Source organism: Streptomyces sp. KL116D (genome assembly GCF_030766975.1).
GTDB classification, from domain to species: Bacteria; Actinomycetota; Actinomycetes; order Streptomycetales; family Streptomycetaceae; genus Streptomyces; species Streptomyces longispororuber_A.
In genome coordinates this window covers 1-23,032 of record NZ_JASERH010000076.1, presented here as the reverse complement: position 1 = coordinate 23,032, position 23,032 = coordinate 1, and the positions used below count along the sequence as shown (strand labels likewise).

The following is a 23,032-nucleotide window of genomic DNA, read 5'->3' as shown; positions in this document are numbered from 1 at the left end:
CGCCGACCGCCGTGAGCACCTCACGCGCCGCGGCCATCGCCCCGGCGGGCGGCGCGTCGAGCAGCGCGAGACCCGCCGCGGCCGGGTCACCCCAGCACGCCGCCTGCAACGCGAACGCCGTCAGGTCCGCCACCTTGATCTCGGGGGAGGGGAACCGGGCGAGCCGCCCGTCCTCCGCCTCGTCCCAGCACCGGTACACCGTGCCCGGCGCCTCCCGCCCGGCCCGGCCCGCCCGCTGCGTCCCGGCCGCCCGCGAGGACCGCACGGTCGTCAGCGCGCTCAGCCCCCGCGCATGGTCCACCCGGGGCTCCCGCGCGAGCCCGGCGTCCACCACCACCCGCACCCCGGGCACCGTCAGGGACGACTCCGCGACCGCGGTGGCGAGCACCACCCGCCGCCGCGCCCCCGCCGACAGCACCGCGTCCTGCACTGCGGCGGGCGCCCGCCCGTGCACCTGAAGCACCTCGAGGTCCTCGCCCAGAGCCCCCAGCTGCCCGGCCACCCGGGAGATCTCGCCGACCCCGGGAAGGAAGCAGAGCACGTCCCCGGCCCGCTCGCGCAGCGCCCGCCGCACCACCCCCGCCACATGCGTCAGCAGCGCCGGATCGACCCGCATCCCGTGCGGCGGCCGCACCGGACGAGCGGGCGGCGCCCACACCACCTCCACCGGGTGCGAGGCGCCCTCGGCCTCGACGACCCGGGCGCCCCCGAGCAGCCCGGCCCACCCCTCGGCGTCCGTCGTCGCCGACGCCGCGACCAGCCGGAGATCGGGGCGCAGCGCCTGCCGCACGTCCCACAGGAAGGCGGCCACCGTGTCCGCGTCCAGATGCCGCTCGTGCACCTCGTCGAGCATCACGGCGTCGACACCGGTCAGCTCCTGGTCCCGCTGCAAGCGCTGCAGCAGCACCCCCGTCGTGACCACCTCGACCCGGGTGCGCGGCCCGACCACGCGCTCGCCGCGCACCGTGTACCCGACGAGCCCGTTGTGTTCGTCGCGCCTGTCGCGCTGATCGAGGTTCTCGCCGAGCAGCCACGCCATCCGCCGGGCGGCCGCCCGTGCCGCGATCCGCCGGGGCTCGGCGACGACGACCCGGCGGGCGGGCGCGTCCTCGTCGAGCAGCCCCGCGAGGACCAGCGGCACCAGCGTCGTCTTCCCGGTGCCGGGCGGGGCGACGAGGACCGCGGCCCCGTCCGCGTCGAGCGCGGACCGCAGGGCGGGCAGCGCGGAGCGGACGGGCAGGGCCTGGAGCGCGTCGTCACGGATCACGCGCCCAGTCTCTCCCCTGGCGCCCGGCCGGAGGTCCCGGCCAGCGCCTGTCTCCCAGGCCCTAGTCGCGTTCGCAGACGAAGATCGCCGAACCGGGGATCAGGTTCCCGCGCAGCGGCGACCAGCCGCCCCACTCCTGCGTGTTCCAGGCCGGCCACTCCGGCTCCACGACGTCGACGAGCCGGAAGCCGCCCGCCACCACGTCCCGCACCCGGTCGCCGACGGTCCGGTGGTGCTCCACATATACGGCCCGCCCCTCGTCGTCCTGCTCCACATAAGGAGTGCGGTCGAAGTAGGAGGCGGAGACGGTCAGCCCCTCCGGGCCCGGCTCGTCCGGGAACGCCCAGCGGATCGGGTGCGTGACGGAGAAGACGAAGCGCCCGCCGGGCCGCAGCACCCGGCGCACCTCGCGCATCACCTGGACCTGGTCCGCGATGAAGGGGAGGGCGCCGTACGCGGAGCAGGCCAGGTCGAAGGAGCCGTCGCGGAAGGGGAGGACGCCCGCGTCCGCCTGGACCAGGGGCACCTTGCCGCCGTCGATGCGCAGCGCGTGCTGGAGCTGGCGGTGCGAGAGGTCGAGGGCGACGGGCCGTGCGCCCTGCGCGGCCAGCCAGCGCGAGCACTGGGCCGCGCCCGCCCCGATCTCCAGGACGTCCTTGCCGGCCAGCTCCTCCGCCGGGCCGAGCAGCTCGGCCTCCACCTCGTCGAGCCCTTCGGGACCCCACACGAAACGGTCGTCGCCGAGGAACGTGCCGTGCTCGATCTGGTACTCGTCCGCGTTCCGGTCCCACCAGCCGCGGTTGGCCCGCGAACTCTCGGTGGTGTCCGCGTCACGGCGGGTGGCCGTCGAGTCGTCGTCGACCGAGGAGGCCGCCGTGCCCGACGGCGGGACGGGCGGCTCGTACGCTTGCATTGGTCCGGACCCTTGGATGATCGGCTCCCTGGTACTAATCTGCGGGCTCTGCGGCCCTCGTAGCCTCGTGCGACAGGTTTTGTGCCGGGTATGCGGCGATCCGCCCCGGGTGTGCGCCTTCGCGCATTGACCCTGCCCGGCAGCCCCCGTATGCTACAAGTTGCGCTGCGGGCCTGCGCACCTCAGACATAGCAGGCTGTGCTCGCATCTGTTGCATGTCCCCTCGGTTGTCGAGGCGCCACCGTTCTCACGGGTTCGGCGCTTCCTAGGCTGTCCGGCTTCTTCGGTGCGAAACAGGCTCCCGGCGTAGCAGTACCCACCGACTTTCAATGTCCGCCGGAGCCCTTTCCCACATGACGAGCAGCACCGAGACCACCGCCACCACCCCGCAGGTTGCGGTCAACGACATCGGTAACGAGGAAGCTTTCCTCGCCGCCATCGACGAGACGATCAAGTACTTCAACGATGGCGACATCGTCGACGGCGTCATCGTCAAGGTTGACCGGGACGAGGTCCTCCTCGACATCGGTTACAAGACCGAAGGTGTCATCCCGAGCCGCGAGCTCTCCATCAAGCACGACGTCGACCCGAACGAGGTCGTCGCGGTTGGTGACGAGATCGAGGCCCTGGTTCTCCAGAAGGAGGACAAGGAAGGCCGCCTGATCCTGTCCAAGAAGCGCGCTCAGTACGAGCGTGCCTGGGGCACGATCGAGAAGATCAAGGAAGAAGACGGCATCGTCACCGGTACCGTCATCGAGGTCGTCAAGGGTGGTCTCATCCTCGACATCGGCCTCCGTGGCTTCCTGCCGGCCTCCCTCGTCGAGATGCGTCGTGTCCGCGACCTCCAGCCTTACGTGGGCAAGGAGCTCGAGGCCAAGATCATCGAGCTGGACAAGAACCGCAACAACGTGGTCCTGTCCCGCCGTGCCTGGCTCGAGCAGACCCAGTCCGAGGTTCGCCAGACGTTCCTCACCACCCTGCAGAAGGGTCAGGTCCGCTCCGGCGTCGTTTCCTCGATCGTCAACTTCGGTGCCTTCGTGGACCTGGGTGGCGTCGACGGTCTCGTCCACGTCTCCGAGCTCTCCTGGAAGCACATCGACCACCCGTCCGAGGTTGTCGAGGTCGGCCAGGAAGTCACCGTCGAGGTCCTCGACGTCGACATGGACCGCGAGCGCGTCTCCCTGTCGCTGAAGGCGACGCAGGAAGACCCGTGGCAGCAGTTCGCCCGTACCCACCAGATCGGCCAGGTCGTCCCGGGTAAGGTCACGAAGCTGGTTCCGTTCGGTGCGTTCGTCCGCGTGGACGAGGGCATCGAGGGTCTGGTCCACATCTCCGAGCTGGCCGAGCGCCACGTGGAGATCCCGGAGCAGGTCGTCCAGGTCAACGACGAGATCTTCGTCAAGGTCATCGACATCGACCTCGAGCGTCGTCGCATCAGCCTCTCGCTGAAGCAGGCCAACGAGGCCTTCGGCGCCGACCCGTCGGCCGTCGAGTTCGACCCGACCCTGTACGGCATGGCCGCGTCGTACGACGACCAGGGCAACTACATCTACCCCGAGGGCTTCGACCCCGAGACCAACGACTGGCTCGAGGGCTTCGAGACCCAGCGCGAGGCCTGGGAGACCCAGTACGCCGAGGCGCAGCAGCGCTTCGAGCAGCACCAGGCTCAGGTCATCAAGTCCCGCGAGGCCGACGCCCAGGCCGAGGCCGAGGGTGCCGTCGCCGGCGCCGGTGCGGCTCCGGCCGCGTCCGGTGGCGGTTCGTACTCCTCGGAGTCGGACGACAACTCCGGCGCCCTGGCGTCGGACGAGGCGCTCGCCGCCCTGCGCGAGAAGCTGGCCGGCGGCCAGAGCTGAAACGCTCTGCGCTAGCAGGTAGTTGACAGTGGGCCCGCACCGTTTCGGTGCGGGCCCACTGGCGTTCGTCCTCCCGCCAGGGGCTTCTTCCGCGCAGCGAGTGCGCGCTGTGTGGGGCTCCTCGCGCCGTTCCCCGCGCCCCTGGCGGGGCGCGTTGCTCCTGAGGCAAGAGAAACGTGGTGGATACAGCAGTAGCTGCCGTGCCGTAACAGGGCGTTGCCACCATCCCCGGATCAGCGAAGATCGCGCACGATCTGAGGGGAGCCGGACATGGCAGGTGTGGGGACCAGTCGACGGGCGTTTCTGCGGAACGTAGGGGTCACCGGGGGAGCGGGCGCGATGTTCGCGACCATGGGAGCCCTCGGACTCGCCCCGACGGCGCAGGCCGCCCAGCGTGAACTCCCGTACCGCGCACCGCGGCCGGGGGACTTCACGCTCAGCGGACGGGGAGCCGCGAAGGTGGTGATCGTGGGCGGCGGCATCGCCGGACTCGCCACCGCATACGAACTGGGCAAGGCGGGCTACGACTGTACGGTCCTGGAGGCCAGGGACCGCACGGGCGGCCGGAACTTCACCGTGCGGGGCGGCGACCGCACCGTGGACACGTACGGGAACGAGCAGACCGCGCGCTTCAGCGACGGGCAGTACATGAACGCCGGGCCGGCGCGGCTGCCTCAGTGGATGGTGACGCTCGACTACTGCCGTGAACTCGGCGTCCCCATCGAGGTGTTCACCAACACCAACGCCGACGCCTACCTCTTCAACGAGTCGGCGGGCATGACCGCGCCGATGCGGTACCGGACCGCCAAGGCCGACGTCTACGGGTACGTGTCGGAGCTGCTCGCCAAGGCCTCCGACAAGGGGGCACTGGACCGGGAACTGACCGGCGGCGACCGGGAGCGGCTCGTCGAGTTCCTCAAGGACTTCGGCGCGTTGGGGGACAAGCTGACCTACGAGGGCGGCGAACGCCGCGGCTACACCACCGTGCCCGCCGCGACCGGCACACCCGGTGTGCTGCTCGGTGACGTGCCCTCCGCGTCGGAGGTGTTCGCCAGCGGCGTCGGACGCTACTTCTCCTTCGAGTTCGGCTTCGACCAGGCCATGCTGATGTTCCAGCCGGTGGGCGGCATGGACCAGATACCCAAGGCACTCACCAGAGCCGTCGGGACGCGGCGGGTGCACACCGGCGCCGTCGTCAGCCGGATCACCGACACCGGTGGCGGGGTCCGCGTCACGTACACGCAGGGCGGTCGGACCAAGGCCGTCGAGGCCGACTTCTGCGTCGGCGCGCTGCCGCCCAACATCCTCGCCAAGATCCCGCACAACCTCGGCTCCGGCGTGCAGAGCGCCCTGGAGGCCATCACGCCGCAGTCCGCGGGGAAGATCGGCCTGGAGTACCGGTCCCGCTGGTGGGAGACCGACCACCGGATCTACGGCGGCATCACCGAGACCGACCTGGACCTCAGCCACATCTGGCACCCGTCGTACGGCTTCCACGGCGAGCGCGGCGTCCTGATCGGCTACTACAACTACGACCGTGACGCCGACGCGTACGCGAAGCTCACGCCGCCGCAGCGGGAGGCGCGGGCCGTCGCCCAGGGCGTGAAGATCTACGGCGAGAAGTACCGGACCGAACTCGCCTCGTCCTTCTCGCACCACTGGCGCCAGACCCCGCACCTCGAAGGCGCCTGGCACGACACCCCCGGCGGTCCGGACGACCCGCGCTACAAGCCGCTGAACGAGCCCGCCGGACGCGTCTACTTCGCCGGTGACTGGCTCAGCTACACCGACGCGTGGCAGCACGGCGCGTTCACGTCCGCGCGCCGGGCCGTGACCAGGCTGCACGCGCGCGTGATGGCGAGCTGAGTGCCGCAGCGTCGGTAAGAGACGGCTGAGAAAGGGCGCGGGCGGGAATGCCCGCGCCCTCCTCACGCGTTCTTCTGGTGAACACGAGGAGGAGCGGTCACAGTGCTTGATGCGCAGGGTTTGTACACATGGGAGCCGAAGGGCCTCGCCGTGGTGGACATGGCGCTCGCCCAGGAATCGGCCGGCCTTGTCATGCTCTACCACTTCGACGGATACATCGACGCGGGTGAGACCGGCGACCAGATCGTCGACCGGCTCCTGGACTCGCTGCCCCACCAGGTCGTGGCGCGCTTCGACCACGACCGGCTGGTCGACTACCGGGCGCGGCGCCCGCTGCTCACGTTCAAGCGCGACCGCTGGACCGAGTACGAGGTGCCCTCCATCGAGGTGCGACTCGTGCAGGACGCCACCGGGGCGCCCTTCCTGCTGCTGACGGGTCCCGAGCCGGACGTCGAGTGGGAGCGCTTCGCGGAGGCCGTGAAGCAGATCGTGGAGCGGCTCGGCGTGCGGCTCGCGGTGAACTTCCACGGGATCCCGATGGGCGTCCCGCACACCCGCCCCGTCGGCCTCACCCCGCACGGCAACCGCACGGACCTCGTGCCCGGGCACCGCAGCCCGTTCGACGAGGCGCAGGTGCCGGGCAGTGCCGAGGCGCTCGTCGAGTACCGCCTGATGGAGGCCGGGCACGACGTCCTCGGGGTCGCAGCGCACGTCCCGCACTACATCGCGCGCTCCGCGTACCCGGACGCCGCGCTCACCGTCCTGGAAGCCATCACCGGAGCGACCGGCCTCGTGCTGCCCGGCGTCGCCCACGGTCTGCGCACCGAGGCGCACCGCACGCAGACGGAGATCGACCGGCAGATCCAGGAGGGCGACGAGGAGCTCGTCTCGCTCGTCCAGGGCCTTGAGCACCAGTACGACGCCGCCGCGGGCGCCGAGTCCCGGGGGAACATGCTGGCCGAGCCGGTGGAGATCCCGTCGGCGGACGAGATCGGCCTCGAGTTCGAGAAGTTCCTGGCCGAACGGGAGGGCGACGCCTGACAGGGCCTAAGCTTCCGCTCATGTTGAAGGTGGGGCTGACCGGCGGCATCGGTGCCGGCAAGAGCGAGGTGTCCCGGCTCCTGGTGGAGCGCGGGGCCGTCCTGATCGACGCGGACCGGATCGCCCGGGAGGTCGTCGAGCCCGGTTCGCCGGGGCTCGCGGCCGTCGTGGCGGCCTTCGGGGAGCAGGTGCTCGCGCCCGACGGCAGCCTCGACCGGCCGAAACTGGGCTCCGTCGTCTTCGCCGACGCCGACAAGCTGGCCGTGCTCAACAAGATCGTGCACCCGCTGGTCGGCGCCCGCTCGCAAGAGCTGGAGGCCGCCGCCGGCCCTGACTCCGTCGTGATCCACGACGTACCGCTGCTCGCCGAGAACGGACTGGCCCCGCTCTACGACCTCGTGATCGTCGTCGACGCCGCCCCGGAGACCCAGCTCGACCGGCTGACCCGGCTGCGCGGCATGAACGAGGAGGACGCCAGGGCCCGGATGGCCGCGCAGGCCACCCGGGAGAAGCGCCGCGAGATCGCCGACGTCGTGATCGACAACGACGTGCCGCTGGAGCGGCTCACGGAGCAGGTCGACGCGGTCTGGGCGGACCTGGTGCGCCGGGCGCACACCGCGTCGGCGTGATCGTCCTCGCCGCGTTCACCGCCATGGGCGGTCTCGTCGCGCTGCTCGCCGGGGCCTACGGGCTCCAGCGCACCCGCCGCGTCCAGGCGGCAGGCAATGTCGTCGAGGCCCTGGTCAAGCCGCCGCAGCCGGGTAGCGAGCGGCCGCTGCTGCAGTTCGAGACGGACGACGGGCGGGTCATAGAGGTCGTCTCGCCGGTGCCGCCCACCAAGCGGCGGCCGCTGCCCGCCGGCGGCCTGGTCAGCGTCGCGTACGACGTGCGGGACCCGCGCGAGACCGTCGTCCTCGGCGGGGAACGGCCCGGAGTGGACCAGGGATTCATGATCGCGGGCGGTGTCCTCGTGCTGACGGGCATGGTGCTCGCGGTCTCCATGAGCTGAGCCGGACCGAGGCTGCCCGAGCCGGTCCGGGCCCCGCCGCGGTGCGCCGGGCCGCGTGTTCGCGTGCTCCGGGAGGGGCAGGAATAGCCCTTACGGTCCACGGTGTTGACGTGATCGACAGGTCGGCACCAGAAGGGAGTTCACCGTGCCCGACGCCACCCCGGAGACGCACGTCATCGACTACCGCGCCGCCGAGCAACTGCTCGCCGCACGCGATCCGCGCGGTGCGGTGAAGCTTCTGGACGACGTCATCGCAGCCCACCCGGAGAACACGGCGGCCCGGCTGCTGAGAGCCCGCGCCTTCTTCGCCGCCGCTCAACTGCGCGCTGCCGAGCTGGAGTTCTCCATCGTGCTGGAGCGCGAACCGGACAACGCGTTCGCGCACTTCGCGCTGGCGCGGACGTACGAGCGGTGGTCCAGGCCGCAGCAGGCCCGCCGGCACTTCCGGCTGGCGGCCGCGCTCGATCCGCAGCCGGAGTACGTCGCGGCGGCCCGGTTCGACGACTGAGCGCCTGCCCGTCTCCCGGGCCGGTCCTTGAGCGGCGGTGCGGGTCCGCCGTCGCCGCTCGCGCCGTTCCCCGCGCCCTTACGGGGCTTTCCGGTACGGGGGGACGTCCCGGCCCGGTTGGTAGTGGGGGCCCTGGCGGATATGGCGGGTGATCATGAAGAGGTCGATCGTCGTGATCAGCCAGAGGGCTCCGCAGACCAGCGCCCACCAGGGACGATGGGCCAGGAGGAACGCGATGGTGCCCGCCGTCGTCCAGACCAGGCCGAACAGCGCCAGGCCGAGCCGCAGGCGCAGGGGGCTGCGGGCGGTGACCGGTTCGTCACCGGTACGGACCAGATGCAAGGTCACCATCCCCTCACGGCGAAGAGGTTCCCTTCCAGGGTGCCACGACCGAAGGACAGGGTGTGCTGGACGTTCTGAAGAGCGACGAGGCGTGCGCGGCATGGCTCGCGGCCCTCGACGACACGGCGATACCGCAGCTCGCGGCGGTGCTGCCGGACGGGCTCGAACTGCCCGACGTACTGCTCGACCTGGCCGTCCCGCACGAGGACATCGGGCAACTGCTCGCGCTGCGCCGTGAGGTGGCGGCGTCGCCGGAGCTCGTCGAACTGCTCGGCCGGGCCGTCAGCGGGCTGCTGTGGCGGATCGGGGAGCCGGGGGAGGGCACGGGCCTGCCGGTGTTCCCCGCGGCGGCCGGGGCGCTGGGCCGCTGCTTCGCCGTCTTCGTGTTCGTCGCCGCGCTGCCCCATGTGCGCGCGTACCACCGGGAGCGCGGCATCCCGGACGACGTGTCGCGGCGCACGCTCGCCGACCTCGGCCGCAATCTCGCCGTGCACCGCAGGCGGTTCGGTACGACCGGGCTGCTGGTGCCGTGGTGGCCGACCCGCCACTTCCGCGGCGAGCTCTACCAGTTGGGGCGGCTGCAGTTCGAGCGGGCGCGGCTCGGCGAGCGCACGGGGCGGGCCGTCGCGGCGGCGGGCGTGGCCGCGGGGCCCGGGGATCCCTGCCTCAGCGTGCACATTCCGGACTTCCGCGGCCCCCTGTCGCCCGAGGCGTGCGACGACTCGCTCGCGCGGGCCCGCGCGTTCTTCGCGCGGCACTTCCCGGAGACTCCGCATCGCGTCGCGGTCTGCCACTCCTGGCTCCTGGACGGCCAGTTGAAGCGGTATCTGCCGGCCGACTCCAACATCGTCCGCTTCCAGGACCGGTTCCGGATCGCGTACACCGGGGCGGAGGCGGAGGACGACACCCCCGTCGCGTTCGTCTTCGGCGGCACCGAGACGCCGCGCGAGCGGCTGCCGCGCCGGACGAGCGTGCAGCGGGCCGTGCTCGACCACCTGGACGCGGGCGGGCACTGGTACGCGGGACATGGCTGGTTCCCGCTGCTGCCCGCATGAGGTGACGGCGGCGGGGAACGGCGGCCGGAGCCGGTCCGTTCCCCGTGCATGAGCCTTGAGATGCGAGCGGGACACGAGGGGACGGGACCGGGCGCCATCACGCCCGACGGCTGTGCGGTGGAGCTGTACTCGAGACTTCCGGTGGAGGGCGAGCCGGAGATCGTGGCGGGCGCCGTGCCCGCCGGCGCGACCCTGCTGGAACTGGGCTGCGGGGTGGGCCGGGTGACGCACGCACTGGTCGAGCGGGGCTTCAAGGTCACGGCGGTGGACGAGTCGGCGGAGATGCTGGAGCGGGTGCGTGACGCGCGCACCGTGCGCTCCACCATCGAGGACCTCGACCTGGGCGAGAAGTTCGACGTGGTGATGCTCGCGTCGATCCTGGTGAACACCGGGGACCCGGCCGAGCGGCGGGCCATGCTCGCCACGATCCGGAGCCACGTCGCCGACGACGGCTGCGTGCTGATCCAGCGCGAGCGCGACGGCGCGCACGTGGACCTGCCGCGCAAGCACGTCCTGCCGGGCGGCGCCGTCATCACCAAGCTGTCCTCGGTGCCGGTCGGGGACGACGGGAGGCGCTCGGTGAAGGTGGAGTACGAGTTCCCCGACGCGGTGTGGACGCAGACGTACCTGATCCGTCCGATGGGGGTCGAGGAGTTCGAGGCGGTCCTGGAGGCGGGCGGGCTGAAGGTCGACCGCTATCTGACGGAGGATCAGAGCTGGGTGCGGGTGGTGCCGGTGTAGGGCTGCGCGGGCGGTGAATTCACCGTGTGACGTGCGATGAGTTCGGGGGCGGCGTCCGGTCTACCTCTGTGACCGCACACCGCGGAGCCACATCACCGAGGAGTCCCCATGTCGCACGTCACCGCAGTCGCAGCCGCCGCTCCCGTCCGCTCCCGCGCCGCCCGGATCTCGCTGCGCGTGCTCACCGTCGTGCTGGCCCTGTTCTTCGCCCTCGCCAGCGCGCTGCCGAAGCTGATCGCCCACTCCTCGGCCGCCGAGACGTTCGACACGATCGGCTGGGGCGCGGCCGGGATGTACGCGGTGGGGGTGCTCGAACTGGCGGGCGCGATCGGCCTGTTGGTGCCGGTGCTCGCCGGGATCACACCGATCGCGCTCTGCGGGCTGCTGGTCGGCGCGTTCATCACGCAGCTCACCGTCTTCGACGGGGAGAACGCGGCGACCCCGCTGATCCTCATGGTCCCGCTCGCCGTCCTGGCCTGGACGAACCGGTCCCGCAACCGGGAGCTCCTGGCACTGCTGCGACGCACCGCGGGCTGAGGCCCGGCAGAGCGCTTCAGCGGCGGCGTTCCGGCGGCGACCGGTGGCGGCCCGGGCCGCCACCGGTCGCCGCCGGACCGCCCGTCCCGAGGTCCGGCCCAGCGGTCCTCGGCGCTCGGCTCAGCGGTGCTCGGCGTCCGGCTCGCCGGTTCTCGGCCCCGGGCCCAGCGTTGCTCGGCCTCCGGCTCGCCCGTCCTCGGTCCGGCTCGGCGGTCCTCGGCGTTCGGCTCAGCGGTCCTCGCCCCCGCTCAGCCGATCTCGGCCCCCGTTCAGCGGTGCTCGGCGTCCGGCTCGCCCGTCCTCGGTCCGACTCGGCGGTCCTCGGCGCTCGGCTCAGCCGTCCTCGCCCCGTTCAGCGGTGCTCGGCGTCCGGCTCGCCGGTTCTCGGCCCCGGGCCCAGCGGTCCTCGGCCTCCGGCTCGCCCGTCCTCGGCCCCGGCCCCCCGTCCCCGGCTCAGCCGTCCTCGGCCCCCGGGCCCTGTCCGAAGATGCCGCGCAACCGCTCCAGATCCCGGCGGTCCCGCTTCGTCGGGCGGCCCGTGCCCCGGTCGCGCATGCCGACCGGGGCCACGACCTCGCGGGGCGGTGGCGGCGGGGAGTTGTCGACGTAGCACTCGACGGCCACCGGTGCCCCGACCCGCTTGCGGATCAGCCGCTTCACGACGACCCGGCGCTCCAGGCCGCCGGGCAGCCGCATCCGCACCTCGTCGCCGACCCGCAGCGCGTACGCGGGCTTCACGCTCGTCCCGTTGACCTTGACGTGCCCGCCCTTGCAGGCCGTCGCCCCGGCCGAACGCGTCTTGACCAGGCGTACGGACCAGATCCAGCTGTCGACCCGCACGGACTCGCCGCCGCCCGGTGCCGCCGCCCGCGCGGCGCCCGCCGGGTCCTGGGCCGGCGTCGTCCCTGATGTCTCCGATGCCATGCGTCGACCCTAATGCCGCCCCGCCCCCGGCGGCGCCCCCTGAAGCGGCCCCATCGGCGAGCCCCGCCGGAACGCCCCGGCCCAGCACGGATAATCCGGGCAAACCGCATGTAGTCGACAGCGAGGGGCGCGTACGTCATGGCCGCGATGGACCCGGACAACGATCTGCAGGCCGCAGTGGACCGACTGATGGACGGGCTCACGTCCGACCTGGAGCGACTGGCCGCCATCCCGTCGGTGGCCTTCCCCGGCTTCCCCGCCGAACCGGTCCAGGAGGCCCACGACCTGCTGGTGGGACTGCTGCGCGACGTGGGCGTCGAGCGGATCGAACGCATCGACCTGCCCGACACGGCCCCGGTGATCTTCGGCGAGATCCCGCCGCCCACCCCGGACGCGCCCACCGTCCTGCTCTACTCCCACTACGACGTGCAGCCGCCCGGTGACGAGAGCCTGTGGCGGTCGCCGCCGTTCGAGCCGACCCCGATCGAGGGCGGACTGCGGGCCCGCGGCATCGCCGACGACAAGTCCAACGTCATCGCGCACCTCGGCATGCTGCGGGTCTTCGGCGGCCGCCCGCCCGTCGGCGTCAAGATCGTCTTCGAGGGGCAGGAGGAGTACGGCAGCCCCTTCGACGGCTATCCGCCCACCGACGCCGAGCGGTTCGCCTGCGACGCCATGGTCATCGCCGACCTGGGCAACCTCCGCCCCGGCACCCCGACCCTGACCACGGGACTGCGCGGCGCCGCCGAGGTGACGGTCGAGGTCCGCACGCTCCAGGAGCCGCGGCACAGCGGCGAGTTCGGCGGCGCCGCCCCCGACGCGCTGCTCGTCCTCCTCAAGGCCCTGGCCACCCTCCACGACGTCCACGGCGACGTGGCCGTCGACGGGCTGCGGCGCGAGGAGTGGACCGGCACCAGCTACACCGAGGACGAGTTCCGCGACCTCGCCGGCGTCACCGACGACCTGCCGCTGCTCGGCAGCGGCACCCTCGGCGAGCGCCTCTGGTCGGGCCCCGCCATCACCGTCATCGGCATCGACGCCCCCACGGTCGACGGCGCCGCGTCGGCCGTCGTCCCGTACGCCCGCGCCAAGCTGAACCTGCGCTTCCATCCGAAGCAGGACCCGGTCGAGGCCCAGGAACTGCTCGTGCGGCACCTGCGCGCCCTCAAGCCGTTCGGCGTCCCGCTCACCGTCACCCCCGGCGACACGGGCCCCGGCTACGAAGCGTCCACCGGCGGCCCCGCCTACCGCGCCGCCCGCACCGCCCTCAAAGAAGCGTGGGGCACCGAGGCGTCGTACGTGGCGACCGGCGGTTCCATCCCGCTCGTCAACGGCCTCGCCCAGGCCGCCCCGGACGCCGAGGTCCTCCTGTTCGGCGCCCAGGACAGCCTGTGCAACCTGCACGCCCCGAACGAGCGCGTCCTCTTCTCCGAGCTGCGCGCCACCGTCGTCGCGATGTGCGCGTTCGTGCGCGCGTACGCCGCCGACTTCAAGGGCGCCGCGTCATGAGCACCACCGAAGCGCCCGAGACGGCGCCCGAACAGCCGCCGGGCAAGAAGAAGTTCACCTTCCCCAGCGCCCTCACCGTCCTCGCCGTCGTCACGATCGCGGTCTGGCTGCTGGCCTTCCTGATCCCGTCCGGGCAGTACGACAGGAACGGCGACGGCGCCCCCGTCGAGGGCACCTACCACCGCGTCGGCTCCGGCCAGTCCTTCGTCGACCGGCTCAACGACCTCTTCCTCTCCCCGGTCAACGGCCTCTACGGCATCCAGGACCCGAAGACCTCCCTCGTCTCGCCCGACAACTCCGGTGACCTGTACGGCAGCGCGGGCGTCTTCCTCTTCGTGCTCGCCATCGGCGCGTTCATCACCGTCGTCTTCGCGACCGGCGCCCTCGACCGCGGCATCGGCCGCCTCGCGCACCGGCTGCGCGACCGCGGTGCGCTGCTCATCGCGGGCGTCATGGTCGTCTTCTCGGTGCTCGGCACGGTCGAGGGCTTCGCCGAGGAGACCCTCGGGTTCTACGGCCTGATCGTGCCCCTGATGCTCGCGCTCGGGTACGACCGGATGACGGCGGTCGGCGCGATCATCCTCGGCGCGGGCATCGGCGTGCTCTGCTCCACGGTCAACCCGTTCGCGACCGGCGTCGCGTCCTCGGCCGCCGACATCTCGCTCGGCGACGGCATCGCCCTGCGGTTCGTGATGTGGATCGTGCTGACCGCGGTGACGGTCCTGTACGTCGTCCGCTACGCGAAGCGCGTACAGAAGAACCCGGACCGCTCGCTGTCCGGGTTCCTGCCGGGGGACAAGGACCGCGACAAGGCGGCGTCGGACGCCGCAGAGGTGCCCGAACTCTCCGGTCTGCACAAGGCGGTGCTGATCGGTACCGCCCTCGTCTTCGCCTTCATGATCTTCTCGGTCGTGCCCTGGTCGAGCGCCCTGACCGGTGACGCGGACGCCACCCCGTACGGCTGGGAACTCGACTGGTCCTTCCCGCAGCTGGCGGCGCTGTTCCTGGTCGCGGCGGTGCTCGTCGGGATCGTCGCGCGGATGGGGGAGCAGAAGCTCAGCTCGACGATCATCCAGGGCGCCGCCGACTTCGTGTCGCCCGCGCTCGTCATCCTGCTCGCCCGCGGCGTCACCGTGATCATGAACAACTCGAAGATCACGGACACTGTCCTGCACGCCATCGAGGGCGTCGTGAAGGGCACCTCGTCCGGCATCTTCGCGATCATCGTCTTCGTCGTGAACCTGCCGCTGGCCTTCCTCATCCCGTCCACGTCGGGCCACGCCACCCTCGCCATGCCGATCCTCGCGCCGCTCGCCGACTTCGCGGGCGTCTCGCGCGCGGTCGTCGTCACCGCGTGGCAGGCGGCCAGCGGCTGGATGAACCTGTGGGTGCCGACGACCGCCGTCACCATCGGCGGCGTGGCCCTCGCCAAGGTCGGCTACGACAAGTACCTGCGGTTCGTCTGGCCGCTGCTCGCGATCCTGTTCATCCTGATCTGCGCGTTCGTCGCGCTGGGGGCAGCGTTCACCTAGCCCCTACGGTGGTGGGGTGGACGGTCTCGGCGAACTCGACGAACGGATCACCCACTGCCGGGCGTGCCCGCGGCTCGTCGAGTGGCGGGAGGAGGTCGCGCGCACCAAGCGCGCGGCCTTCGCCGACTGGACGTACTGGGGCAGGCCCGTCCCCGGCTTCGGCCCGCCCGACGCGGCCCTCCTGATCGTCGGGCTCGCGCCCGCCGCGCACGGCGCCAACCGCACCGGCCGCATGTTCACCGGCGACCGGTCGGGCGACGTCCTGTTCCGGGCCCTTTACGATCTCGGGCTGGCGTCCCGGCCGGACGCCGTGAGCGCCGACGACGGCCTGGCCCTGCACGGCGTCCGCATCACCTCGCCCGTGCACTGCGCGCCGCCCGCCAACAAGCCGACCCCGGCCGAGCGCGACACCTGCCGGCCCTGGCTCGTCCGGGAGCTGGACCTGCTGCGGCCGACCCTGCGCTCGGCCGTCGTGCTCGGCGCGTTCGGCTGGCAGGCGGCGCTGCCAGCGTTCGCCGAGGCCGGCTGGGCGGTGCCCCGTCCCCGTCCGGCCTTCGCCCACGGCACCCGGGCCGATCTCGGTGGACTCGGCGTCCACGGTTGCTTCCACGTCAGCCAGCGCAACACCTTCACGGGACGGCTCACCCCGGCCATGCTGCGAGAGGTGCTGGCCCGCGCGGCCACGGAGGCGGGACTGCCCGTGACGCCACCGAACGGAGCAACAGAACAGGAGCGGACAGGTGACCCTTCCTAGCGTGAAAGGGTGACGCCAACGGAGACTTCGCCGCACACCAAGCCGCCGGCCGCGGCCTATCGCAATCTCGTCATGGCCACGGTGGGCTTCGGGCTCACCTTCTGGGCCTGGAACCTGATCGCGCCGCTCGCCGGAGTCTTCGGCTCGGACCTGAAGCTCAGCTCGTTCGCCCAGTCGTTCCTCGTCGCCGTCCCCGTGCTCGTGGGCTCGCTCGGCCGCATCCCGGTCGGTGCGCTCACCGACCGGTACGGCGCCAAGCTGCTGTTCCCGCTGATCTCGGCGCTCACCATCATCCCCGTGCTCCTGGTGATCCCGGCCCGGCACAACTTCGGCGCGATGATCGCGGTGGGCTTCCTGCTCGGCCTCGGCGGCACCACCTTCGCCATCGGCATCCCGCTGGTGAACTCCTGGTTCCCGCCCGCCCACCGCGGCCTCGCCCTCGGCATCTTCGGCATGGGCATGGGCGGCGTCGCCCTCTCCGGCTACTTCACCCCGCGCATCGCCAAGCACGGCGAGAACCTGCCCTTCATCGTCGTCGCCATCGGGCTCGCCGCGTACGCGGTCCTCGCCGCCGTCCTGATCACCGATCACCCGGACCGCAAGATCCCCACGACCTCGCTCGGCACCCGGCTCGGCGCCGCCGGCAAGCTGCGCGTCACCTGGGAGCTGTCGGCGCTGTACGCGATCGGGTTCGGCGGCATCGTCGCGTTCGGCGTCTACCTGCCCACGTACCTGAAGACCTGGTACGAGCTGAGCCCCACGGAGGCGGGCACCAAGGCGGCCGGGTTCGCGCTCGTCACCGTGATCTTCCGGCCGATCGGCGGCTGGCTCTCCGACCGGGTCCACCCGGCGGTCGTCACGGCGTGGGCCCTCGCCCTGGTCGCCCTGTTCGCGATCCTCCAGGCGTTCGACCCGGCCCTGAACCCGATGGGCACCATCTGCTTCCTGCTGATGGCGGCGGGCCTGGGCACCGCGAGCGGCAGCGTCTTCGCCCTCGTCTCGCAGGTCACCCCGCAGCCCCAGGTGGGCTCGGTGACCGGCATCGTCGGCGCGATGGGCGGCCTCGGCGGCTTCGTCCCGCCGCTGGTGATGGGCGCGATCTACAGCGCCAAGGACTCGTACTCCATCGGCTTCATGCTCCTGTCCGACCTGGCACTCGCCGGGTGCGTGTACGCGTACGGGCGGATGCGCACCATCAAGGCGGGCTGAGGCGCGCCGCCCGGGCCGGGACGGCGCCTGCCTGCGGTTCAGTCGTCGGCGTCGCCGAAGAGGTGCCGCACGGTGGAGACGTAGTTGGTGCGGACGTGGGCCAGCGCCACGGATCGCGCCCGCTCCGGGTCACCGGCGGCCACCGCCTCGTACAACTCCCGGTGCTCGGCGAGCTGTTGGGGCCACTCCTCGTTGCGCCGGGTCAGCCAGCGGAGCCGGCCGCCGACCGGCTGCATCACGGTGAGCAGCAGTCCGTTGCCCGCCATGGCGAGCAGCCGGTCGTGGAAGCGGGAGTTGACGTCGGTGGTCGCCTCGGCGTCGTCGTCGCGGGTGGCGCGGGCGGCCAGGTCGAGCAGCTCCTCCAGGTGCGCCAGATCGTCCCGGGAGGCCCGCTCGGCGGCGAGCCCGGCCGCGTAGACCTCCAACGCCTCGCGCAGCTCGAAGAGTTCGGCGACGTCGGCCCGGGTCAGGGTGCGCACCACGGCTCTGCGCGGGGTCTCGAACGTCACGAAGCCCTCGGCGAGCAGCGCCCTGATCGACTCGCGCACCGGCACCCGGGACACGCCGAACCGGTCGGCGAGCTCCCGCTCGACCAGCCGGTCGCCGGGCCGCAGGCGACCGCTGATGATGTCCTGCCGCAGCGTGCCGAGCACGCGTTCGCGCACCGCTCCGAGCGGTTCCGCCGTCGTCATGTGCCCATCCTCGCCGATCGGCCGACGGCGCGGCATGGGGGGCCTTTTACCGAGCCGTAACCGCACCGACATTGCCGAGTGCCGTCACGGGCGGGACGATGACGCCTGTTTGGTATACCAAACAGGCGCCGATGGAACGGACGCCTTCGTCCCCCCGCACGTCCCTGGGAGGCTCACCCATGTCTGTGGCCGAACCCGTCCAGACGCACAACAGCCGCGACTTCACGCCCGATCCCCGCCTCGTCAACGAGGACCTCGCCCCCGCCGGCGAACGCAAGTGGAAGGTCTTCGACCTCTTCGCCCTGTGGATGTCCGACGTCCACAACCTCGGCAACTACACGTTCGCCGCAGGCCTGTTGGTGCTCGGGCTCAACGCCTGGCAGATCTTCACGGCCCTGCTCATCGGCTTCGTCCTGATCTACGTGGGATGCAACGCGATGGGCCGCGTCGGCCAGCGCCACGGCGTCCCGTTCCCCGTCGTCAGCCGCATCAGCTTCGGCGTCTGGGGAGCCAACATCCCCGCGCTCGTCCGGGCCGTCATCGCCATCATGTGGTACGGAATCCAGACCTACCTGGCGTCGGTCGCGGTGAACGTGATGGTGCTCGCCGCCTTCCCCGGCATGGAGTCGTGGACGCACCACTCCTTCCTGGGCCTGCACGCCCTGGGCTGGGCGTCCTTCCTCGCGCTCTGGCTCGTCCAGTCCCTGATCATCACGCAGGGCATGGAATCGGTCCGCAAGTTCCAGGACTTCTGCGGCCCCGCGATCTGGGTCGTCATGCTGGCGCTCGCCATCTGGATCTGGGCCAAGGCGGGCTGGACGATCTCGCTGACCACCACCCCGCACCCGGTCTCCACCGGCGAGCAGTTCCGGCAGTGGTTCGGCGCGATAGGACTGATCCTGGCGACGTACGGCACGCTGATGCTCAACTTCTGCGACTTCTCGCGCTTCGCGCCCGACTACCGGACCGTGCGGCGCGGCAACTTCTGGGGCCTGCCGATCAACTCCACGGCGTTCGTGGTCCTCTCGGTCGTCGTCACCGCCGGCAGCCTGGAGGTCTTCGGCGAGGCGATCACCGACCCGGCGCTGCTCGTCGCGCGGATCGGCAACACCTGGGTCCTCGCCTTCGGCGCGCTGACCTTCGCCGTCGCCACGATGGGCGTCAACATCGTCGCCAACTTCGTCTCTCCGGCCTACGACCTGGCGAACGTCTGGCCGCAGAAGATCACGTTCAAGGTGGGCGGGGCGATCTCGACGGTGCTGGCCCTGGTGGTCACCCCGTGGAACCTCTACTCGAACCCGAACGTCGTGAACTACTTCCTGGGCGGCCTCGGCGCCTTCCTCGGCCCGCTCTTCGGCATCATCATGCTCGACTACTTCTGGGTGAAGCGCGGCCGCATCGACGACGCGGCCCTCTTCGACGCGAGCCCCGGGTCGCGCTACTACTACCGGCGCGGCGTGAACCCGAAGGCGCTGGCCGCGTTCCTCCCGTCGGCGACCCTGGCGGTGATCCTCGCCCTCGTCCCCGCCTTCGACTCCGTGGCGGCCTACTCCTGGTTCATCGGCACGGCGGTGGCCGCCGGCCTCTACGGGGTGATCTGCCGGACGGAGCGCCGGCGCTCCGCCGATCCGGTCCCGGAGGGCTGAACGAGTGGACCCGGGGGCGCCCCGGCCGGTCGCACCACCGCACCGGCCGGGCGCCCCCGCATCATCCGCGCATGGTCATGTCCTCACGCCCGGTCCTGGGCACCCTGCTGGCGGCGTTCCTGACGCTGACCCCCTCGGCCCAGGCGCCGTCCGTGGCCTTCTGGGTCGACCCGGACACGGCGGCCTCCCGCCAGGCGGCGGCGTACCGCGCCCAGCACCGCTACGCCGAGGCCCGCCTCATCGACCGCATCGCCACCCGCCCCCAGGCGGTCTGGCTCAACGACCCGAACCCCGGCCCCACGGTCCGCTCCGTCACCCTGGCGGCGGCCCGCGCCCACCGCACCGCGGTCCTGGTCACCTACCACATCCCGCACCGCGACTGCGGGGCCTACTCATCGGGCGGCGCCCGCGACGCCGCGGCCTACCGGGCCTACGTCGACTCCTTCGCCGCGGGCCTCGGCTCGCGCGGCGCGTACGTGGTGGTGGAACCGGACGCCGTGGCCTCCACGGTCGCCGGCTGCGCGGGCGCGAACACCAAGGAGCGCTACGCCCTCCTCGCCTACGCCATCCAGCGCATCGCCGCCCGACCCCACACCCGGGTCTACCTCGACGCGGGCAACGCGACCTGGATCCCCGACGTGTGGCAACTCGCCGCGGCCCTGCGGTCGGCAGGGGTGGCGAGGGCGGCCGGAGTGGCCCTGAACGTCTCCAACTACCGCACCACCGCTGAGACTTCGGCCTACGGCAAGCGCCTGGTGGCGGCGCTGGGCGGCGGCAAGCACATGGTCATCGACACGAGCCGCAACGGCAACGGCCCGTACACCGGCACCGACGCCTGGTGCAATCCGCCCGGCCGCGCCCTGGGCACGCCCCCCACGACCCGGACCGGGAACCCCCTGGTGGACGCGTACCTGTGGGTGAAGCGCCCGGGCGAGTCCGACGGGACGTGCCGGGGCGGGCCGGGGGCGGGGCAGTGGTGGGCGGGCAAGGGGCTGGAGTTGGCGCGGAACGCGAAGGGGTAGGGAGCGGCGTCGCCGGGCGGTGTCGGCTAGCGTGTCTGCCCATGGACCCAGAACTCACCCGCCTCGCAACTGCCGGTGCCACGGCCCTCGTTCAGCAGATGACCACCGACGCCTGGACCGCGATCCGGGACCGGTTCGCGCGGGTGCTCTCGCGGGACCGGGGCCGTGAAGAGAGCGTCGTCGCGGGCGAGTTGGACCAGGTCAGGGACGAGGTCGTCGTCGCGGCGGGAGCCGGGGACGAGGACGAGATCCTCGGGGCGCGCGACGAGTGGCAGCGGCGGATGCGGCGGGCGCTGGCCGCCAATCCGGAGGCGGCCGCGGATCTGCGGGAGATCCTGCGGGAGTTGGAGGAGCCGCAGGGGCAGCCGGGGTCGGTCTCGTACGTCGTGAACAACACCATCAACGAGGGCACCTTCAGCGACGTGGTCATTCAGACGGGCTCCGTCGGGAAGTTCCAGAACCGTCGTCAGTAACGTGGGCACATGCCCGGACTGAACGACGACCTCTTCCTCGACCACCTCGCCGACCGCCTCGCCACCCTCCCCGGCGTGCGGGCCGTCACCCTGGGCGGGTCGCGGGCCCAGGGGACGCACACCGCCGAGAGCGACTGGGACACCGCCGTCTACTACCGAGGCAGCGAAGGGGACTTCGAGCCCCGGCACCTGCGTGACCTCGGGTGGGACGGGGAGGTCTCCGAGATCGGCGGGTGGGGCGGCGGGGTCTTCAACGGTGGGGCCTGGCTGACCGTCGACGGGCGGCGCGTCGACGTGCACTACCGGGATCTCGACGTCGTCGAGCACGAGCTGAGCGAAGCGCGCGCCGGGCGGTTCCGGTGGGAGCCGTTGATGTTTCACCTCGCCGGGATTCCCTCGTACCTCGTCGTCGCCGAGCTTGCCGTCAACCGTGTGCTGAGCGGGGAGATTCCCCGGCCCGCCGGATATCCCGTCGCCCTGCGCAAGTCCGCACCCGACGAGTGGTGGGGGCGGGCCGCCGCCACCCTCGCCTACGCACGGGCCGGGAACGCGCCCAAGGGGGCGCGGACCGAAGTCGTGGGGGCCGTCGCCGTCGCCGCCCTGTGCGCCGGGCACGCCGTGCTCGCCGGGCGGGGGGAGTGGGTGACCAACGAGAAGCGGCTGCTGGAGCGGGCCGGGCTGCGGAGCGTCGACGACGTGATCGGTGACGTCACCCTCGACCTGGGAGAACTCGTCGACCGTGCGCGGGAGTTGATGGAGCGGGCCGTCAGCGACGCGCGGTCGTGACCCCCGTCCCCAGGGGATAGCTCCGTACGTCGCGCCAGCGCGTGCCCGGGCCGTCCGACACGATCAGGCGGATCGCGTCCACCGGGGAGCGCAGGGGCAGCGCGGCGGTGAAGTCCGACTCCGGCAGCGCGTCCGTGCCCTCGCCGCTCGCCAGCGTCAGGTGCGGGTCCAGACCCTCGTCGCCGAAGACGCCGCGGTACGGGACCGCCTCCGGCCAGCGGGAGCGGAGCGACTTCGTGAGGGCGCGGAGCGGCTCGTCGGGGGTCGGGGGCAGGTAGAGGACGCCCGGCCAGCGGCGGATTTCCCGGAACGTGAGCGTGAAGGCGGGTGTCGCGGAGATGAGACTGCGCAGGGCCTCTTCCGCGTCGCCGGTGTCGTCCGGGTCGTCCGGGTCGTTCGTGAGGCGGGACAGCGGAAGGAACGGGTAGAGCACCGTCACGTGCGCGCGCGTCCCGGTGCGGACCAGCGCATCCGCCTCGGGGACGGGGATCGTCAGGGCCGTGTCGCCGGGGACGTCCGGCCAGCCTTCGTCGTGAGCGTCGTGGTCGGCTTGGTCGTCGTGGGGCACGGTCAAGTGTCACATTGCGGAAACGAGCGCGTTCCTTCCCCTCCATGAACTCCCGTTACGGTGGACATACGTCCACGCCGTGCCGATGTCGTCCGGTTGAACCCCGACCCGCGCCCCACATCGCCGCCGACAGGAGACGTCCCGTGCTTCGCCGCCGTCCGTTGCCGCCCTGGCTCTCCCACGCCCTGCGCGCCCAGCGCGCCCCCGTGCCGTGGCCCGCCGTCGTGCGGGGCGCGCTGGCCGGCGGGCCGTTGTTGCTCGTCGCCGTGGTCGCCGGGCGGCCGTCCGCCGGGGTGCTGCTCGCGCTCGGGGCCATGCTCGCCGGAGTGAACGACCGGCCGGGCGCCCGGCTCGCCGCCGTCTCGCGGCTCGGGCTGCCGGCGCTCGCGGGAGCCGTGGGCATGGTCGCGGGGAGTGCGCTCGCCGGAAGCGGGTTCGCGATGGTCGCCGCCTTCGTCCTGCTGGGGCTGGCGGGCGGTGCGTTCAGCGCCGTCGGGCCCGTCGCCTCCGCCGCCGGGACCCAGCTGCTCGTGACCGCGGCCGTGGGCGCCGGGATGCCGTTGCCGGAGGCCGGGTGGCAGCGGGCGCTGCTGTTCGCGGGCGGCGCCGGGTGGCTGATCGTGCTGCGGGTCGTGCTGCCGTCGCCCGCCCGGCGCGGCACCCGGCTCGGGTACCTGTACGACGGGGAGCGGGCCGCCGTCGCCGCCGTGTACGAGGCCGTCGCCGCACTGCTCGACGCCACCGGCGGGCCCGGAGCACGCGGGCGCCGCGCCGCCCTCACC

Annotated in this window: 23 protein-coding genes and 1 pseudogene; 18 read left to right on the top strand and 6 right to left on the bottom strand. The window is 72.2% G+C overall.

The genetic code is table 11. From position 1 onward, the window contains the following. Positions 1 to 1,267: helicase-related protein (locus RBJ77_RS30290; protein WP_372347911.1), on the bottom strand; the 1,267-nt coding region annotated here is incomplete at its 3' end. Between the two features lie 61 nt (positions 1,268 to 1,328). Beyond that, a complete protein-coding gene (locus RBJ77_RS30285) occupies positions 1,329 to 2,180 on the bottom strand; it encodes a class I SAM-dependent methyltransferase (RefSeq protein ID WP_372347910.1) in 852 nt (283 codons plus the stop codon). A gap of 353 nt (positions 2,181 to 2,533) precedes the next feature. Here RBJ77_RS30285 and rpsA point away from each other — a divergent pair, with 353 nt between their 5' ends. The 6 genes from rpsA to RBJ77_RS30255 all read left to right on the top strand — a co-directional run bounded on the left by rpsA (position 2,534) and on the right by RBJ77_RS30255 (position 8,460). Further along, a complete protein-coding gene (rpsA, locus tag RBJ77_RS30280) occupies positions 2,534 to 4,036 on the top strand; it encodes a 30S ribosomal protein S1 (RefSeq protein ID WP_161305797.1) in 1,503 nt (500 codons plus the stop codon). A gap of 339 nt (positions 4,037 to 4,375) precedes the next feature. Next, on the top strand, positions 4,376 to 5,902 hold the full coding sequence (locus RBJ77_RS30275) for a flavin monoamine oxidase family protein (RefSeq protein ID WP_372347909.1): 1,527 nt from the start codon (positions 4,376 to 4,378) through the stop codon (positions 5,900 to 5,902). 102 nt (positions 5,903 to 6,004) lie between these two features. Next, positions 6,005 to 6,943: a PAC2 family protein gene (locus tag RBJ77_RS30270; protein WP_255981050.1), complete on the top strand. Its 939-nt coding sequence runs from the start codon at positions 6,005 to 6,007 to the stop codon at positions 6,941 to 6,943. A 20-nt stretch (positions 6,944 to 6,963) separates the two neighbouring features. Next, complete coding sequence (gene coaE / locus RBJ77_RS30265) at positions 6,964 to 7,572, top strand: dephospho-CoA kinase (protein ID WP_372347908.1); 609 nt, start codon at positions 6,964 to 6,966, stop codon at positions 7,570 to 7,572. After that, entirely contained in the window at positions 7,569 to 7,952 is a 384-nt protein-coding gene (locus RBJ77_RS30260; RefSeq protein WP_372347907.1) for a DUF3592 domain-containing protein, read from the top strand. The genes coaE and RBJ77_RS30260 overlap by 4 nt, the downstream gene beginning before the upstream one ends. A 145-nt stretch (positions 7,953 to 8,097) precedes the next feature. Further along, positions 8,098 to 8,460, top strand: coding sequence for a tetratricopeptide repeat protein (locus tag RBJ77_RS30255; protein ID WP_372347906.1), 363 nt, complete (start codon positions 8,098 to 8,100; stop codon positions 8,458 to 8,460). Between the two features lie 78 nt (positions 8,461 to 8,538). On the opposite strand, the gene RBJ77_RS30250 is transcribed toward RBJ77_RS30255, so the two are convergent. After that, positions 8,539 to 8,811: a DUF6343 family protein gene (locus RBJ77_RS30250; protein ID WP_372347905.1), complete on the bottom strand. Its 273-nt coding sequence runs from the start codon at positions 8,809 to 8,811 to the stop codon at positions 8,539 to 8,541. Between the two features lie 53 nt (positions 8,812 to 8,864). Between RBJ77_RS30250 and RBJ77_RS30245 the strand changes: the two genes are divergently transcribed. From RBJ77_RS30245 to RBJ77_RS30235, 3 genes are all read left to right on the top strand, one after another. After that, positions 8,865 to 9,857, top strand: coding sequence for an acyltransferase domain-containing protein (locus tag RBJ77_RS30245; protein ID WP_372347904.1), 993 nt, complete (start codon positions 8,865 to 8,867; stop codon positions 9,855 to 9,857). 60 nt (positions 9,858 to 9,917) lie between these two features. Then, positions 9,918 to 10,598, top strand: coding sequence for a class I SAM-dependent methyltransferase (locus RBJ77_RS30240; protein WP_372347903.1), 681 nt, complete (start codon positions 9,918 to 9,920; stop codon positions 10,596 to 10,598). A gap of 108 nt (positions 10,599 to 10,706) precedes the next feature. Beyond that, a complete protein-coding gene (locus tag RBJ77_RS30235; RefSeq protein WP_372347902.1) occupies positions 10,707 to 11,135 on the top strand; it encodes a DoxX family protein in 429 nt (142 codons plus the stop codon). Positions 11,136 to 11,588: 453 nt separating this feature from the next. On the opposite strand, the gene RBJ77_RS30230 is transcribed toward RBJ77_RS30235, so the two are convergent. Further along, the gene (locus tag RBJ77_RS30230; protein WP_372347901.1) at positions 11,589 to 12,059 is read right to left on the bottom strand and encodes an RNA-binding S4 domain-containing protein; all 471 of its coding nucleotides are present in this window, start codon (positions 12,057 to 12,059) and stop codon (positions 11,589 to 11,591) included. A 147-nt stretch (positions 12,060 to 12,206) separates the two neighbouring features. Between RBJ77_RS30230 and RBJ77_RS30225 the strand changes: the two genes are divergently transcribed. From RBJ77_RS30225 to RBJ77_RS30210, 4 genes are all read left to right on the top strand, one after another. Beyond that, the gene (locus RBJ77_RS30225) at positions 12,207 to 13,568 is read left to right on the top strand and encodes a M20/M25/M40 family metallo-hydrolase (RefSeq protein WP_372347913.1); all 1,362 of its coding nucleotides are present in this window, start codon (positions 12,207 to 12,209) and stop codon (positions 13,566 to 13,568) included. Continuing rightward, positions 13,565 to 15,100 carry a YfcC family protein gene (locus RBJ77_RS30220; RefSeq protein ID WP_372347900.1) on the top strand — a complete coding sequence of 512 codons (1,536 nt, stop codon included), beginning with the start codon at positions 13,565 to 13,567 and terminating at the stop codon, positions 15,098 to 15,100. Before RBJ77_RS30225 ends, RBJ77_RS30220 begins: the two co-directional genes overlap by 4 nt. A gap of 16 nt (positions 15,101 to 15,116) precedes the next feature. Beyond that, the gene (locus tag RBJ77_RS30215; RefSeq protein ID WP_372347899.1) at positions 15,117 to 15,854 is read left to right on the top strand and encodes a uracil-DNA glycosylase; all 738 of its coding nucleotides are present in this window, start codon (positions 15,117 to 15,119) and stop codon (positions 15,852 to 15,854) included. A gap of 72 nt (positions 15,855 to 15,926) precedes the next feature. Then, positions 15,927 to 17,063, top strand: coding sequence for a nitrate/nitrite transporter (locus tag RBJ77_RS30210; RefSeq protein WP_372347912.1), 1,137 nt, complete (start codon positions 15,927 to 15,929; stop codon positions 17,061 to 17,063). Positions 17,064 to 17,101: 38 nt separating this feature from the next. On the opposite strand, the gene RBJ77_RS30205 is transcribed toward RBJ77_RS30210, so the two are convergent. Beyond that, positions 17,102 to 17,755, bottom strand: coding sequence for a GntR family transcriptional regulator (locus RBJ77_RS30205; RefSeq protein ID WP_372347898.1), 654 nt, complete (start codon positions 17,753 to 17,755; stop codon positions 17,102 to 17,104). 179 nt (positions 17,756 to 17,934) lie between these two features. Between RBJ77_RS30205 and RBJ77_RS30200 the strand changes: the two genes are divergently transcribed. From RBJ77_RS30200 to RBJ77_RS30185, 4 genes are all read left to right on the top strand, one after another. Continuing rightward, complete coding sequence (locus RBJ77_RS30200; RefSeq protein WP_372347897.1) at positions 17,935 to 19,401, top strand: NCS1 family nucleobase:cation symporter-1; 1,467 nt, start codon at positions 17,935 to 17,937, stop codon at positions 19,399 to 19,401. Between the two features lie 71 nt (positions 19,402 to 19,472). Further along, positions 19,473 to 20,423 (top strand): glycoside hydrolase family 6 protein, encoded by a 951-nt coding sequence (locus RBJ77_RS30195; protein ID WP_372347896.1) that lies wholly within the window; start codon positions 19,473 to 19,475, stop codon positions 20,421 to 20,423. Between the two features lie 98 nt (positions 20,424 to 20,521). Then, on the top strand, positions 20,522 to 20,896 hold the full coding sequence (locus tag RBJ77_RS30190) for a hypothetical protein (RefSeq protein ID WP_372347895.1): 375 nt from the start codon (positions 20,522 to 20,524) through the stop codon (positions 20,894 to 20,896). Between the two features lie 9 nt (positions 20,897 to 20,905). Further along, positions 20,906 to 21,682, top strand: a complete 777-nt coding sequence (locus RBJ77_RS30185; RefSeq protein WP_372347894.1) for a nucleotidyltransferase domain-containing protein — start codon at positions 20,906 to 20,908, stop codon at positions 21,680 to 21,682. Here the strand turns inward: RBJ77_RS30185 and RBJ77_RS30180 are convergent. Beyond that, positions 21,663 to 22,250 (bottom strand): 2'-5' RNA ligase family protein, encoded by a 588-nt coding sequence (locus RBJ77_RS30180; protein ID WP_372347893.1) that lies wholly within the window; start codon positions 22,248 to 22,250, stop codon positions 21,663 to 21,665. The genes RBJ77_RS30185 and RBJ77_RS30180 overlap by 20 nt on opposite strands. Before the next feature lie 143 nt (positions 22,251 to 22,393). Between RBJ77_RS30180 and RBJ77_RS30175 the strand changes: the two are divergent. Next, a pseudogene (locus RBJ77_RS30175) lies at positions 22,394 to 23,032 on the top strand (FUSC family protein); the annotation flags it as partial.

What these genes read in the sequence shown, in the direction of transcription:
- RBJ77_RS30220 (WP_372347900.1), top strand. Translation starts at nt 13,565, where the DNA reads ATGAGCACCACCGAAGCGCCCGAGACGGCGCCCGAACAGCCGCCGGGC.
- RBJ77_RS30225 (WP_372347913.1), top strand. Translation starts at nt 12,207, where the DNA reads ATGGACCCGGACAACGATCTGCAGGCCGCAGTGGACCGACTGATGGAC.
- RBJ77_RS30230 (WP_372347901.1), bottom strand. Translation starts at nt 12,059, where the DNA reads ATGGCATCGGAGACATCAGGGACGACGCCGGCCCAGGACCCGGCGGGC.
- RBJ77_RS30275 (WP_372347909.1), top strand. Translation starts at nt 4,376, where the DNA reads ATGTTCGCGACCATGGGAGCCCTCGGACTCGCCCCGACGGCGCAGGCC.
- RBJ77_RS30185 (WP_372347894.1), top strand. Translation starts at nt 20,906, where the DNA reads ATGCCCGGACTGAACGACGACCTCTTCCTCGACCACCTCGCCGACCGC.
- RBJ77_RS30250 (WP_372347905.1), bottom strand. Translation starts at nt 8,811, where the DNA reads ATGGTGACCTTGCATCTGGTCCGTACCGGTGACGAACCGGTCACCGCC.
- RBJ77_RS30235 (WP_372347902.1), top strand. Translation starts at nt 10,707, where the DNA reads ATGTCGCACGTCACCGCAGTCGCAGCCGCCGCTCCCGTCCGCTCCCGC.
- RBJ77_RS30200 (WP_372347897.1), top strand. Translation starts at nt 17,935, where the DNA reads ATGTCTGTGGCCGAACCCGTCCAGACGCACAACAGCCGCGACTTCACG.
- RBJ77_RS30190 (WP_372347895.1), top strand. Translation starts at nt 20,522, where the DNA reads ATGACCACCGACGCCTGGACCGCGATCCGGGACCGGTTCGCGCGGGTG.
- rpsA (WP_161305797.1), top strand. Translation starts at nt 2,534, where the DNA reads ATGACGAGCAGCACCGAGACCACCGCCACCACCCCGCAGGTTGCGGTC.
- RBJ77_RS30285 (WP_372347910.1), bottom strand. Translation starts at nt 2,180, where the DNA reads ATGCAAGCGTACGAGCCGCCCGTCCCGCCGTCGGGCACGGCGGCCTCC.
- RBJ77_RS30195 (WP_372347896.1), top strand. Translation starts at nt 19,473, where the DNA reads ATGGTCATGTCCTCACGCCCGGTCCTGGGCACCCTGCTGGCGGCGTTC.
- RBJ77_RS30240 (WP_372347903.1), top strand. Translation starts at nt 9,918, where the DNA reads ATGCGAGCGGGACACGAGGGGACGGGACCGGGCGCCATCACGCCCGAC.
- coaE (WP_372347908.1), top strand. Translation starts at nt 6,964, where the DNA reads ATGTTGAAGGTGGGGCTGACCGGCGGCATCGGTGCCGGCAAGAGCGAG.
- RBJ77_RS30210 (WP_372347912.1), top strand. Translation starts at nt 15,927, where the DNA reads ATGGCCACGGTGGGCTTCGGGCTCACCTTCTGGGCCTGGAACCTGATC.
- RBJ77_RS30205 (WP_372347898.1), bottom strand. Translation starts at nt 17,755, where the DNA reads ATGACGACGGCGGAACCGCTCGGAGCGGTGCGCGAACGCGTGCTCGGC.